General features: G+C 68.0%; 11 protein-coding genes and 1 tRNA gene. 6 read left to right on the forward strand and 6 right to left on the reverse strand.

The annotated features are described in order from the left end of the window. Positions 1 to 61: 61 nt before the first annotated feature. The 4 genes from LVJ59_RS01475 to aceE all read right to left on the reverse strand — a co-directional run bounded on the left by LVJ59_RS01475 (position 62) and on the right by aceE (position 6,034). Entirely contained in the window at positions 62 to 1,063 is a 1,002-nt protein-coding gene (locus LVJ59_RS01475; protein WP_232761760.1) for a beta-ketoacyl-ACP synthase III, read from the reverse strand. Further along, positions 1,060 to 1,980, reverse strand: a complete 921-nt coding sequence (locus tag LVJ59_RS01480; protein ID WP_131491153.1) for an ACP S-malonyltransferase — start codon at positions 1,978 to 1,980, stop codon at positions 1,060 to 1,062. Before LVJ59_RS01480 ends, LVJ59_RS01475 begins: the two co-directional genes overlap by 4 nt. Positions 1,981 to 2,079: 99 nt before the next feature. Next, positions 2,080 to 3,276, reverse strand: coding sequence for a PucR family transcriptional regulator (locus LVJ59_RS01485; protein ID WP_232761761.1), 1,197 nt, complete (start codon positions 3,274 to 3,276; stop codon positions 2,080 to 2,082). Between the two features lie 31 nt (positions 3,277 to 3,307). Continuing rightward, positions 3,308 to 6,034, reverse strand: a complete 2,727-nt coding sequence (aceE, locus tag LVJ59_RS01490; RefSeq protein ID WP_047520066.1) for a pyruvate dehydrogenase (acetyl-transferring), homodimeric type — start codon at positions 6,032 to 6,034, stop codon at positions 3,308 to 3,310. A 153-nt stretch (positions 6,035 to 6,187) separates the two neighbouring features. Between aceE and LVJ59_RS01495 the strand changes: the two genes are divergently transcribed. From LVJ59_RS01495 to LVJ59_RS01515, 5 genes are all read left to right on the forward strand, one after another. Next, a tRNA-Val gene (locus LVJ59_RS01495) sits at positions 6,188 to 6,260 on the forward strand. Between the two features lie 32 nt (positions 6,261 to 6,292). Beyond that, entirely contained in the window at positions 6,293 to 6,982 is a 690-nt protein-coding gene (locus LVJ59_RS01500) for a potassium channel family protein (RefSeq protein WP_232761762.1), read from the forward strand. Between the two features lie 64 nt (positions 6,983 to 7,046). After that, entirely contained in the window at positions 7,047 to 7,604 is a 558-nt protein-coding gene (locus tag LVJ59_RS01505; protein ID WP_232761763.1) for a dihydrofolate reductase family protein, read from the forward strand. A gap of 83 nt (positions 7,605 to 7,687) precedes the next feature. Continuing rightward, positions 7,688 to 8,575: a TIGR01777 family oxidoreductase gene (locus LVJ59_RS01510; RefSeq protein WP_232761764.1), complete on the forward strand. Its 888-nt coding sequence runs from the start codon at positions 7,688 to 7,690 to the stop codon at positions 8,573 to 8,575. Positions 8,576 to 8,633: 58 nt separating this feature from the next. Next, positions 8,634 to 9,587 (forward strand): L-lactate dehydrogenase, encoded by a 954-nt coding sequence (locus LVJ59_RS01515; protein ID WP_232761765.1) that lies wholly within the window; start codon positions 8,634 to 8,636, stop codon positions 9,585 to 9,587. A gap of 37 nt (positions 9,588 to 9,624) precedes the next feature. On the opposite strand, the gene LVJ59_RS01520 is transcribed toward LVJ59_RS01515, so the two are convergent. Beyond that, entirely contained in the window at positions 9,625 to 10,389 is a 765-nt protein-coding gene (locus LVJ59_RS01520) for an SDR family oxidoreductase (protein ID WP_232761766.1), read from the reverse strand. A gap of 100 nt (positions 10,390 to 10,489) precedes the next feature. Here LVJ59_RS01520 and LVJ59_RS01525 point away from each other — a divergent pair, with 100 nt between their 5' ends. Next, positions 10,490 to 11,326: a helix-turn-helix transcriptional regulator gene (locus LVJ59_RS01525; protein WP_232761767.1), complete on the forward strand. Its 837-nt coding sequence runs from the start codon at positions 10,490 to 10,492 to the stop codon at positions 11,324 to 11,326. Positions 11,327 to 11,338: 12 nt separating this feature from the next. On the opposite strand, the gene LVJ59_RS01530 is transcribed toward LVJ59_RS01525, so the two are convergent. Continuing rightward, positions 11,339 to 12,187: an aldo/keto reductase gene (locus LVJ59_RS01530; protein ID WP_232761768.1), complete on the reverse strand. Its 849-nt coding sequence runs from the start codon at positions 12,185 to 12,187 to the stop codon at positions 11,339 to 11,341. Positions 12,188 to 12,189 lie beyond the last annotated feature (2 nt).

A 12,189-nucleotide genomic window follows, 5' to 3' on the forward strand; every position in this document is an offset into this window, starting at 1 on the left:
TCCTCTTTCTTACGGGTTGTATTCGGAACCGTGGAACAGTCTAGAGAAGGTCAGCGCATTCTCAGGGAAGGACGACGACCTGCGCGGCGAACACCAGTCCCGCTCCGAACCCGATCTGCAGGGCGAGCCCGCCCGAGAGCTCGGGGTGCTCGGCCATCAGCCGGTGGCTCGCGAGCGGGATCGACGCGGCCGAGGTGTTGCCCGTGGTCTCGATGTCGCGGGCGATCACCGTCGACTCGGGGAGCTTCAGCTGCTTGGCGAACTCGTCGATGATGCGCATGTTGGCCTGGTGCGGGATGAACGCGGCGATATCGGTGGGCTCCACACCCGCCTTGTCGAGTGCCTCTCGGGCGACCTTGGCCATCTCCCACACCGCCCAGCGGAAGACGGTCTGCCCTTCCTGACGGAGTGTCGGCCAGGGCGCGACACCGTCGCGGAAGTCCGTGAGCGTGGCGTTCATGCCCACGGCATCGGCCTTCGAGCCGTCGGAACCCCAGACGGCAGGTGCGATCCCCGGCGTGTCGCTCGGACCGAGGAGCGCGGCGCCCGCACCATCGCCGAGGAGGAAGGAGATGCTGCGATCGGTCGGGTCGACGACGTCGGACAGCTTCTCGGTGCCGATCACCAGGGCGTAGCGCGCGGCGCCGGCCTTGATCAGTGCATCGGCCTGGGCGATCGCGTAGGCGTAGCCGGCGCAGGCGGCATTGATGTCGTACGCCGCGGCGGGGTTCGCGCCCACGCGGTCGGCGACGATGGCCGAGACGGAAGGGGTCTGCTTCGGGTTGCTGATGGTCGCGACGATGACCAGGTCGACCTGATCGGCCGGCACGCCCGACTTCTCGATGGCTTCGGATGCGGCCGCCGCGGCGAGGTCGATCGCATCGGTGTTCTTGTCGGCGCGGACGCGGGTGATGATGCCGGTGCGCTGGCGGATCCACTCGTCGCTGGAGTCGATCGGGCCGATCAGATCTTCGTTCGGCACGGCGTTCTCGCCGCGGGCAGCGCCGTAGGAGTAGATACGCGTGTATGCCGGTCCGGTCACCTGGGCGAGGGTGGCGCTCATGCGGCTTCTCCGTTCAGCAGCGCGACGGCTGCATCGAGGTCTTCGGGGGTCTTCACAGCGACAGTCGGTACGCCTCGGAGGCCGCGCTTGGCGAGGCCGACCAGCGCCCCGGCGGGCGCGAGCTCGATGACTCCGGTGACGCCGGCGTCTGCGAAGGATGTCATGCAGAGATCCCAGCGCACCGGCGACGAGACCTGGTCGACCAGGAAGCTCAGCGCCTGAGTACCATCCGTGACGGCAGAACCATCACGGTTGGTCCAGAGCGTGATGTCGGGGTTCGCGGGGGTGACGTCGGCGACCGCGTCACGGAGGACGGAGACCGCGGAGGCCATGTACCGGGTATGGAACGCGCCGGCGACCTGCAGCGGAACCACGCGGGTTCCCTTGAGCGGTTCCTCGGCGAGAGCGGCGAGAGCCGGAAGCGCGCCGGCGACCACGATCTGGCCGCCGCCGTTGTAGTTCGCGGGGGAGAGGTGGAGTTCGGCGAGTCGCGCCAGGAGGGCTTCTTCATCGCCGCCGAGCACAGCGCTCATGCCCGTCTGCTCCTGCGCTGCGGCGTCGGCCATCGCGCGGCCCCGGATGCCGACGAGGCGCATCCCGGTGTCGGCGTCGATGACGTTGCTGCCGACGAGAGCGGCGATCTCACCGACGGAGTGTCCGGCGATGCCGTCGGCGCGTCGGCCCGCTCGCTGGACCAGTGCGTCACCGGCGATCAACGAAGCCGCGACGATCAGCGGCTGCGCGATACGCGTGTCGCGGATCGTGTCGGCGTCGGACACCGTGCCGTGTTCGCGAAGATCGACCTCCGCGGCGTCCGAGTACGCGGCGAGGCGTTCGGCCACTCCGTCGAGCTCGAGCCAAGGAGCGAGGAAACCGGGGGTCTGCGAGCCCTGACCAGGGCATACGACGACAATCACCCACCCAGTCTGCCAACGATTGCGGCAGAGCGGTGGATGATCCATCACAAGATTCCGAAAAACCCTTGTGTGTGGCGTACAGAACGGCGGCGGACGGGCTCAGCGCTGCGGGCGTCGCAGCGGCACCCTCTTGCGCACCTGCTCGGCGGCGCCGATGGATCCGAGGATGAGGGCGGTCTGCAGGATGAGCGCCTCGCGGGGCCCCGTGGCGTCCCAACCGATGACTTCGCTCACGCGCTTGAGGCGATAGCGCACGGTGTTGGGGTGCACGAAGAGCTCGCGCGCCGTCGCCTCGAGGGAGCGTCCGTTGTCGAGGTAGCTCCAGAGCGTGGTGACCAGATCGGTCGAATGCGCCTGCAGGGGACGGAAGATCCGCTCGATCAGGGTCTGCTTCGCGAGCGGATCTCCGGCGAGCGCCCGCTCAGGCAGCAGATCATCGGCTTCGACGGGGCGCGGAGCACCGCGCCAGGCACGCGCGACCGCGAACCCGGCGAGGGCGGCCCGAGCGCTCTGGCTCGCATCGACGAGTGCGGCCACGGGCGGTCCGAGGACGACGTAACCCGGTCCGAACGACGGCTCGAGGCGGGAGGCGATCTCCTGGAACCCGAGTTCCTCCTCCTCGCTCTCCTGACCGTCCACGCGTGCGCGTCCGAGGACGAGTACGAGACGCGATCCCTGCACGCCGATGAGGACATCGACGGCGAGCTTCCTGGCGGTTCGGCGGACCAGGTCCACGTCGAACTGCGGCGGTGTCGTACCGACGAGGACAGCGACCTCGCCGTGACCGTGCCACCCGAGCGCCGCGATGCGGCTCGGAAGCTCTTCGTCGGCCTCACCGGTGAGGATCGAGTCGACGACGAGGGCCTCGAGACGTGCGTCCCAGAGCCCTCGGGCCTCCGCGGCCCTGGCGTACACGTCGGCCGCAGCGAAGGCGACATCGCGGGAGTAGAGCAGGATCGCCTCGCGCAGGTCGTTCCCGCGCCCGGCGACGCGCTCCTCGGTGACTTCCACCGTCACGCGGATGAGTTGCAGCGTCTGCTGGAGGCTGACGCTGCGCAACAGCTCCCGGGGAGCGGCGGCGAAGATGTCGGCCGCGATCCACGGGGTGGAGGTCGGATCCTCGTACCACTGGATGAACGACGTGATGCCCGCCTGGGCCACCAGCCCGACCGCGGAGCGGCGGGCTGGTGGCATGTCGGCGTACCACGGAAGGGTGTCCTCCAGGCGCTTGATCGTCACCGAGGCGATGTCACCGGAGATCCGGCGCAGCCAGGTGAGCGTCGCGGCCTTGTCCATGCCGGAAGGAGAGGATCCTGTCACCGAGGGCTCAGCTTTCGCCGCCCGCGTTGCCGCTGGTTCCCGCGTTCACATCGTGCAGGCTGTACTTCTGGATCGCCTGTGCCGCGAGCGAACGGTCGACCGTACCCTCTTCGGCGAGCGACTGCAGCGTCCGGACGACGATGGATGGTCCGTCGATCTTGAAGAACCGTCGTGCGGCGGCACGGGTGTCGGAGAAACCGAAGCCGTCGGCGCCGAGCGTGGCGAAGCGGTTCGGAACCCACGGGCGGATCTGATCCTGCACGGCGTGCATGAAGTCGCTGACGGCGACGACCGGACCCTCGGCACCCTGCAGCTTCTCGGTGAGGTACGCGGTGCGCGGCTCGGCCTCGGGGTGCAGGAAGTTGTGCTCGTCGGCGGCGAGGCCGTCACGACGCAGCTCGGTCCAGGAGGTGACCGACCAGACATCGGCGATCACACCCCAGTCGTTCTTCAGGAGCTCCTGCGCCTCGAGCGCCCACGGCAGGCCGACGCCTGACGCGAAGAGCTGGGCGCGGGGGCCGTCGCCCTCGCCGACCGACACACGGTGGATGCCTCGCACGATGCCGTCCACGTCCACGTTCTCCGGCTCGGCCGGCTGCACGAGGGGCTCGTTGTAGAGCGTGATGTAGTACATCACGTTCGGGTCCTCGTGCTCGCCGCCGTACATGCGGTCGATGCCAGATCGCACGATGTGCGCGATCTCGTAGCCGTAGGCCGGGTCGTACGAGAGCGTCGCCGGGTTGGTGGCGGCCAGGAGGTGCGAGTGACCGTCGGCGTGCTGCAGTCCTTCACCCGTGAGGGTGGTGCGACCCGCCGTCGCGCCCATGATGAACCCACGGGCCATCTGGTCGCCCGCCGCCCACTGGGCGTCGCCCGTGCGCTGGAAGCCGAACATCGAGTAGAAGATGTAGATCGGGATGAGCGGCTCGCCGTGGGTGGCGTACGAGGTTCCCGCAGCCGTGAATGCCGCGACCGCGCCCGCTTCGTTGATGCCGACGTGCACGATCTGCCCCTGCGGGCTCTCCTTGTAGGCGAGGAGCAGCTCGCGGTCGACCGAGGTGTAGTGCTGGCCGTTTGGGTTGTAGATCTTCGCGGTCGGGAAGTACGCGTCCATACCGAACGTGCGTGCCTCGTCGGGGATGATCGGCACGATGCGGTGGCCGAAGTCCTTCGTGCGGAGGAGATCCTTCAGCAGACGGACGAAAGCCATGGTCGTGGCGATCTCCTGGGTGCCGGAGCCCTTCTTGGGAAGCGCGTACGCGGCGTCGTCCGGCAGCGAGAGACCCACATGGGTCGACCGGCGCTCGGGGAGGAATCCGCCGAGCGCCTGACGGCGCTCGAGCATGTACTGGATCGTCTCGTCCTGGGGCCCCGGGTTGTAGTAGGGCGGCAGGTAGGGGTTCTCCTCGAGCTGCGCGTCCGTGATCGGGATGTGCATCGCGTCGCGGAACGTCTTGAGGTTGTCCAGCGTCATCTTCTTCATCTGGTGGGTCGCGTTGCGGCCCTCGAAGTGCGGGCCGAGGCCGTAGCCCTTGACGGTCTTCGCGAGGATGACGGTGGGCTTGCCCTTGTGCTCGGTCGCGGCCTTGAACGCGGCGTATACCTTGCGGTAGTCGTGGCCTCCGCGCTTCAGGTTCCAGATGTCGTCGTCGGAGTAGTCCTTGACGAGGGCGGCGGCACGCTCGTCGCGTCCGAAGAAGTGCTCGCGGATGTACGCGCCGGACTCGGCCTTGTAGGTCTGGTAGTCGCCGTCGGGGGTGACGTTCATCAGGTTGAGCAGCGCACCCTCGGTGTCGCGGGCGAGCAGATCGTCCCACTCGCGGCCCCAGACGACCTTGATGACGTTCCAGCCCGCGCCGCGGAAGAACGACTCGAGTTCCTGGACGATTTTGCCGTTGCCGCGCACCGGACCGTCGAGACGCTGCAGGTTGCAGTTCACGACGAAGGTCAGGTTGTCGAGGCCCTCGTTCGCTGCCACCTGGAGCTGACCGCGGCTCTCGACCTCGTCCATCTCACCGTCGCCGAGGAACGCCCAGACGTGCGACTGGGAGGTGTCCTTGATGCCGCGATTCTCGAGGTACTTGTTCGACATCGCCTGGTAGATCGCATTGATGGGGCCGAGGCCCATCGACACGGTCGGGAACTGCCAGTACTCCGGCATCAGACGCGGATGCGGGTAGGAGGGGATGCCGTACGGCGCGTGCGACTTCTCCTGACGGAAACCGTCGAGCTGGTCCTCGCTCAGGCGTCCCTCGAGGAACGACCGTGCGTAGGTGCCGGGGGAGGCGTGACCCTGGATGAAGATCTGGTCGGCCCCGCCGGGGTTGTCAGCGCCCTTGAAGAAGTGGTTGAAGCCGACCTCGTAGAGAGCGGCCGACGAGGCATACGTCGAGATGTGACCGCCGACGCCGATGCCGGGGCGCTGTGCGCGGTGCACCGTGATCGCAGCGTTCCAGCGGATCCAGGCCCGATAGCGGCGCTCGACCTCTTCGTCACCCGGGAACTCGGGCTCGTTCTCCGGGGCGATCGTGTTGATGTAGTCCGTCGTCGGGACCATCGGCACGCCCAGGTGCAGTTCCTTGGAACGCTTGAGCAGGCTGAGCATGATCTCGCGGCCGCGGCCGTGGCCCTTGGCATCCACCAGCTCATCGAGGGACTGCTGCCACTCGCCGGTCTCCTCCGGATCGCTGTCGAGGGGGCCCTGGGAGTACGGATCCTGGTCGTGCACGGTCACGGGGGAACCTTTCGTCAAGCTGGCAGGTCATGCCAAGGAAACGGGAAGCGACACGGGCAGCCTTGTCAGCTGTGCACAACGCGCGCCGGATTCAGCCTATCCCTCTTCCACGACGCGGGTGCGCATCGGCCTCCCGATAGACTGACGGCACCAGGGCCTTTAGCTCAGCTGGTAGAGCGCCACGTTTACACCGTGGATGTCGTCGGTTCGATCCCGGCAGGGCCCACCTCGCGCGAGACGCTCGTGTTAGATGGGCGCATGGATTCGTCACGTTCGTCCTTCGATCGCTGGGATCGCTTCGCGCGCGTGCCGCTCGTGTTCGCCGGGGTCATCTTCATCGTCGGCTTCTCGATGGTCGTCATCGCTCCCGACCTGCCACCGCCGGTGCGTGCGGCCGCAGGCAACGCGACGATCCTGACGTGGTTCGTGTTCGCTGTGGACTATGTCGTGCGCGTCTGCCTGACTCGGAAGGGCACCAGATGGCGCTACGTCGCGCGACACCCCATGGAGCTCCTCGCGGTCCTGCTTCCGGTGTTCCGCGCCGTGCGCGTGGTCGACCTCGCTCGTCAACTGCCGTTCTTCCATGCCCGCACCGGCAGCGTGGTGAGGACCGAGCTGATCATCTACTCCGCCGCGTACGCGGTGACCTTCGTCTACTTCCTCGCTCTCTCGACGCTGAGCGTGGAGCGGTCCGCGCCGGATGCGACCATCGACAGCTTCGGCGATGCCGTGTGGTGGGCGTTCGTGACCCTGACGACGGTCGGCTACGGCGACATGTACCCCGTGACCGTCGCGGGGCGGTTCTTCGCCGTGCTCCTGATGCTGGGTGGCATCGTCATCATCGGCATCACATCGGGGACCGTGGTCTCCTACATCACCGACCGCGTGCGCGAGTACGCATCGAGCTCGTCGTCGAGCGACAAGGCGGACTCCGACGGGAGCGAGTGAGCAGCACCCCACCGCGCGCCTGCGGACTGTGGCGGTCACGCGGCCACAGATCTAGGCTCCCGGCATGGGACTCCTGACCTTCAGCATCAACGTCACCCTCGACGGCTGCATCGATCACGAAGTGGGCATCGCCGACGACGAGACACACGCCTATTACACCCGTCTCCTCGAAGAATCCGGCGCGATGCTCTGGGGGCGCACCACCTACGAGATGATGGAGGATGCGTGGCCCGCCGTTGCGCGCGGAGAGACGGACGCCCCGCCGGCGCTGCGCGACTGGGCTGTCGCCCTGGAAGCCACACCCAAGTACGTGGTCTCCGCCACACGCCAGGACTTCCCGTGGACGAACAGCCACCGGATCCAGGGCGATCTGCGCACCGGAGTGCAGAGACTCAAGGACGAGACGCGCGACGGGGTCCTCCTGGGAAGCGGCATGCTCGCGACCGAACTCGACCGGTTGGACCTGATCGACGAGTACCGGTTCCTGGTGCATCCGCGGATCGCGGGCCACGGTCCCACTCTGTACGAGCGGGGGCTCCCCGCCACTCGACGCCTGGCGCTGGTCTCGTCGACACCGTTCCGTAGCGGTGCGATAGCCCTGCACTACCGTCGCGCCGACTGACCTCGGCTAGGGGCATCGCAGGGACGGCGCGTACGCTGGTGAACCATACGATTCGACGACCGACGGACAGGAAGCTGCAGCACATGGCGCGACGCATCGTCGTGAGTGGGGCCTCGGGCCTGATCGGTTCAGCCCTCGTCTCCTCCCTGCGCGCCGACGGGATCGACGTCACCGTTTTGGTCCGTCGTGCGTCGCGCGGAGCCGGCGAGGCGCAATGGGCACCGGGGGAGCGTCCGCTCGATCCGGACCTGCTCGCCGGCGCGGAAGCTGTCGTCGCTCTCGGCGGCGCCAGCGTCGGCCGTCTGCCCTGGACGCGTCGCTACCGCGCGGAACTCGTCGATTCGCGCTTGCAGACGACCCGCACCATGACGACCGCCCTGCGCGCTCTGCGCTCGGACGCGCCGGCACTGGTCTCGGCGTCCGCGGTCGGCTACTACGGGTCCGCTCCCGGGGAGGTCCTCACGGAGGAGTCCGCAGCCGGTGAGACCTTTCTCGCCGATCTGACCGTGCGCTGGGAGGCCGAGGCTCGACGCGCCGAGGACCACACCAGGGTCGCGCTACTCCGCACCGCCCCCGTGATCCACCGTCGCGGAGTGCTCAAGCCGCTCATCCAGCTGACCCGCTTCGGCGTCTCCGGTCCTCTCGGACGCGGAACACAGGTCTGGCCCTGGATCTCGCTCGACGATGAGGTGCGGGGGATCCGGCACGTCCTGGACACGAAGATCGCCGGACCCGTCAACCTCACGGGGCCGACCCCCGCGTCTGCGAACGACATCGGCCGGGAGCTCGCTGCGCGCATGCACAGACCGTTCTGGCTCCCCGCGCCGGCCTGGGCTCTGCGCCTCGCCCTCGGCGACGCAGCGGAGTCGCTGCTCCTTCCGGACGCCGATGTGCGGCCGCGGGTTCTGGAGCGCGGGGGCTTCGAGTTCGCTCATCCGACGGTCGCTCAGGCGGTCGCCGCCGCGCTGTGAGCATTTCCGACGGCTTTCCCCCTGCCGGAGAGGCGCACTGCACTGCGAGACTGAGCGCATGGAGATCATCGAGAACTCGAAGCTCACGGTCGTCGGCGCGGGAAGTGTGGGATCCAGCGTCGCCTACGCCGCACTGATCCGCGGATCTGCGCGTCATGTCGCGCTCTACGACATCGCCACCGAGAAGGTCGAAGCCGAGGTCCTCGACCTCGCGCACGGAACACAGTTCACGGGTTCGAGCGACATCGTCGGTGGCAGCGACATCTCGGTGGCCGCGGGATCGCACGTCGTCGTGATCACGGCGGGAGCCAAGCAGAAGCCGGGCCAGACCCGGATCGAGCTCGCTGAGGTCAACGCGGGGATCATCCGCCGCATGATGCCCGAACTGCTCGAGGTCGCACCGAACGCGGTGTACGTGATCGTCACCAACCCGTGCGACGTGCTCACCGTGATCGCTCACGAGGAGACCGGACTCCCGCCGGAGCGGATCTTCGCGTCCGGTACGGTGCTCGACACCTCGCGGCTGCGCTGGAAACTCGCCGAGCGTGCGGGCGTGTCGACCGCCAGCGTCCACGCCCATATCGTCGGCGAGCACGGTGACACGGAGTTCCCGTTGTGGTCTCGGGCGACCATCGGCACGGTGCCGATCCTCGAGTGGGAGACGCCGGGACACCCTCGTTTCACGCTCGAGGAGTTGCAGGAGATCGCCGTCGACGTGCGCGATGCGGCCTACAAGGTCATCCTCGGCAAGGGGGCGACGAATTACGCCATCGGGTTGTCGAGTGCGCGGATCGTCGAGGCCATCCTCCACGATGAGCACGCGGTGATGCCTGTGAGCACCGTGTTGCGCGACTTCCACGGTGTCGACGGAGTCGCGCTGTCGGTGCCTTCGATCGTCAGTGCGACGGGCGCTGTCCCGATCCGCAACACGTCGTTCTCCGACCACGAGCTCGCGCTGCTGCGGCAGTCCGCCGACGCGTTGACGGCGGCAGCGGCGTCTCTGCGTCCGTGAGCGGGGTGCCGGTGCGCGACCGGCACCCCGCGTCGGCTCAGCGCCCGTGCGGGTCGGTGGCGTTCAGCGCGGCGACGACCCGGTCGTAGTCACCGCGGACCTCTCCGTAGCGGAGGAATTTCACGCGTTCCACCTGGATCTCGGTAGCGTTCGGCCGCGACTCGATCAGCTCCATCACTTCGTCGATGAACTCGTTGAGCGGCATAGCCGACTCGTTCTCCTCATGTCCGGGCATGAGAGGCGTGCGCACGGCCGGCGGTTCCAGCTCGAGCACCGACACACTGCTCCCTTCGAGCTGCAGGCGCAGGGATTCGCTGAGCATATGGATCGCGGCCTTGCTGGCGTTGTAGCTCGGCGTCGCGCGGAGCGGGGCGAAGGCGAGGCCGGACGAGACCGTCATGATCGTCGCTTCCGGCTGCGCACGCAGATGCTCGACGAAAGCGGCGATCAGCCGGATCGGCCCGAGGATGTTCGTCTCGACCGTCTCCTCGGCGGTGGAGAGGAATCCGGTGGGCGTGGTCCAGTCCTCGGCTCGCATGACACCGGCCATCGTGATCAGCACGTTCAGGGCGGGGTGCTCTGCGAGGACAGTTCGGGAGGCCGCATGGATGCTGTCGGCGTCGGTCGTGTCGATCCGCACCGTGTGGATACCGGGGTGCTCGCCGGCGATGGCTGTGAGCCGGTCTTCGCGGCGCCCTCCCACGATCACGGTGTTGCCGCGGGCATGCAGACGCACGGCGAGGGCGAGGCCGATGCCGCTCGTCGCGCCCGGGATGAAGATGGTGTTTCCGCTGATGTTCATACGATCAGCCTCGGCGTCTCGGAACCGTCCCTCCAGAGAGCGGTCATCCAGGGATCACCGGTCCCTGGAACCTGCGCGGACGTCGGGGGATACTTCAGTGGTGGATCGTGATGCACTGGCCGAGTTCCTGCTCCGGCGACGTGAGGCACTGGGGCCTGCCGACGTGGGACTTCCGTCCGGACCTCGACGCCGGACCTCCGGGTTGCGCAGAGAAGAGGTGGCACAGCTGGCGACCATGTCGACGGACTACTACACGCGCCTGGAGCAGCGGCGGGGACCCCAGCCCAGCGTGCAGATCCTCTCCTCCCTGGCACGTGCTCTGCGCCTGACCGAAGACGAGCGCGACTACCTCTTCCGGCTCTGCGGACACAGTGCCCCGGACCGCGCCCCCCTCACCGAGTACGTGCGTCCCGGCATCCTCCGCGTGCTCGACCGGCTGCACGACACCCCGGCGTTCGTCGTCTCGCTGCTCGATGAAGTTCTCGTGCAGAACGATGCCTCCCGCGCTCTCGTGGGCGATTCGACCGCACTCACCGGGCTCGACCGGAGTGGCATCTACCGCTGGTTCGCCCATCCCGACGTCGAGCGGCGGCGGTATCGCGAGGTCGATCACCCGCGACAGGCTCGTGCCCTCGTCGGCGCTCTGCGCGCTGCACACGGGGTGATGGGTCCCCGGTCGCGGGCGGGGGAGATCGTCGAGGCGCTGTCAGCCCGGAGCCCGGAATTCGTGGAGCTGTGGGAGGCGCACGTGGTGAGCCGACGGTTCGAGCAGCACAAAGTGATGGTGCACCCGGAGCTGGGGGAGATCGAGGTCGACTGCCAGGCGCTGTTCAGCGAAGACGAATCGCAGGCGCTGATCGTCCTCACCGCCGCACCCGGGAGCGAATCGGCGGGCAAGCTCGAGTTCCTTCGCGTGCTCGGTATGCAGCGCGTCTGACGCTATACCGGGTCAGGACTCCTCGTGCGTCCGGGGATCCGCGTCGAACAGTCGTCCGTCCGGGCGTCCGAGCGCGGTGATGGCCGTGACCTCGCTTTCGTCGAGCACGACTTCTGCGGCGGCGAGGTTCGCGACCTGGTGCTCCAGTGTCGAGGCCTTCGGAATCGACACCGTCCCTCGTGCCACGTGCCAGGCGAGCACGGTCTGCGCGGGAGAGATCGCGTGCGCCGCGGCGACCTCGCGGATCACCGCCTCGTCGAGCAGCGCCTTCGCGCGACCGAGGGGGCTCCAGGCTTCCGTGAGGATGCCCTTCTCCCGGTGGTACGCGAGTTGCTCCTCCTGGGGGAAGTAGGGGTGCACCTCGATCTGGTTGACGACCGGACGGACACCGGTCTCGGCTTCGATGCGCTCCACATGTTCAGGGAGGAAGTTCGAGACGCCGATCTGCCGCACGACGCCACGGGACTGTGCATCGACCAGAGCGGCCCACGCCTGGACGTACTCGTCCTGACTGGGGTTCGGCCAGTGGATGAGGTGCAGGTCCGTCACGTCGAGTCCCAGGCGCGAGCGGCTCTCCTCGATGCTGTCGCGCGCTCTCTCGGACGGGTGGTGGCGGCCGGGGAGCTTCGTCGTGACGACGATCTCCGAGCGATCCACCGCTGCGGCGGCGACTCCTCGTCCGACCGAGCCCTCATTCTCGTAGTTGAAAGCCGTGTCGATGAGCCGGTAGCCCGCCCCGATGCCCCCGGCGACGGCATCCGCTCCGTGATCGCCGTTCAGTCGATAGGTGCCGAGGCCGATGGCCGGAAGGGCGAAGCCGTTGTGCGCGGTGAACGAGGGGACGACGGGTCGAGTGGTCACGA

It is taken from the genome of Microbacterium sp. KKR3/1, assembly GCF_021272365.1.
In the GTDB taxonomy this organism is placed as follows: domain Bacteria; phylum Actinomycetota; class Actinomycetes; order Actinomycetales; family Microbacteriaceae; genus Microbacterium; species Microbacterium aurugineum.

What these genes read in the sequence shown, in the direction of transcription:
- LVJ59_RS01500 (WP_232761762.1), top strand. Translation starts at nt 6,293, where the DNA reads ATGGATTCGTCACGTTCGTCCTTCGATCGCTGGGATCGCTTCGCGCGC.
- LVJ59_RS01520 (WP_232761766.1), bottom strand. Translation starts at nt 10,389, where the DNA reads ATGAACATCAGCGGAAACACCATCTTCATCCCGGGCGCGACGAGCGGC.
- LVJ59_RS01505 (WP_232761763.1), top strand. Translation starts at nt 7,047, where the DNA reads ATGGGACTCCTGACCTTCAGCATCAACGTCACCCTCGACGGCTGCATC.
- LVJ59_RS01510 (WP_232761764.1), top strand. Translation starts at nt 7,688, where the DNA reads ATGGCGCGACGCATCGTCGTGAGTGGGGCCTCGGGCCTGATCGGTTCA.
- LVJ59_RS01475 (WP_232761760.1), bottom strand. Translation starts at nt 1,063, where the DNA reads ATGAGCGCCACCCTCGCCCAGGTGACCGGACCGGCATACACGCGTATC.
- LVJ59_RS01485 (WP_232761761.1), bottom strand. Translation starts at nt 3,276, where the DNA reads ATGGACAAGGCCGCGACGCTCACCTGGCTGCGCCGGATCTCCGGTGAC.
- LVJ59_RS01515 (WP_232761765.1), top strand. Translation starts at nt 8,634, where the DNA reads ATGGAGATCATCGAGAACTCGAAGCTCACGGTCGTCGGCGCGGGAAGT.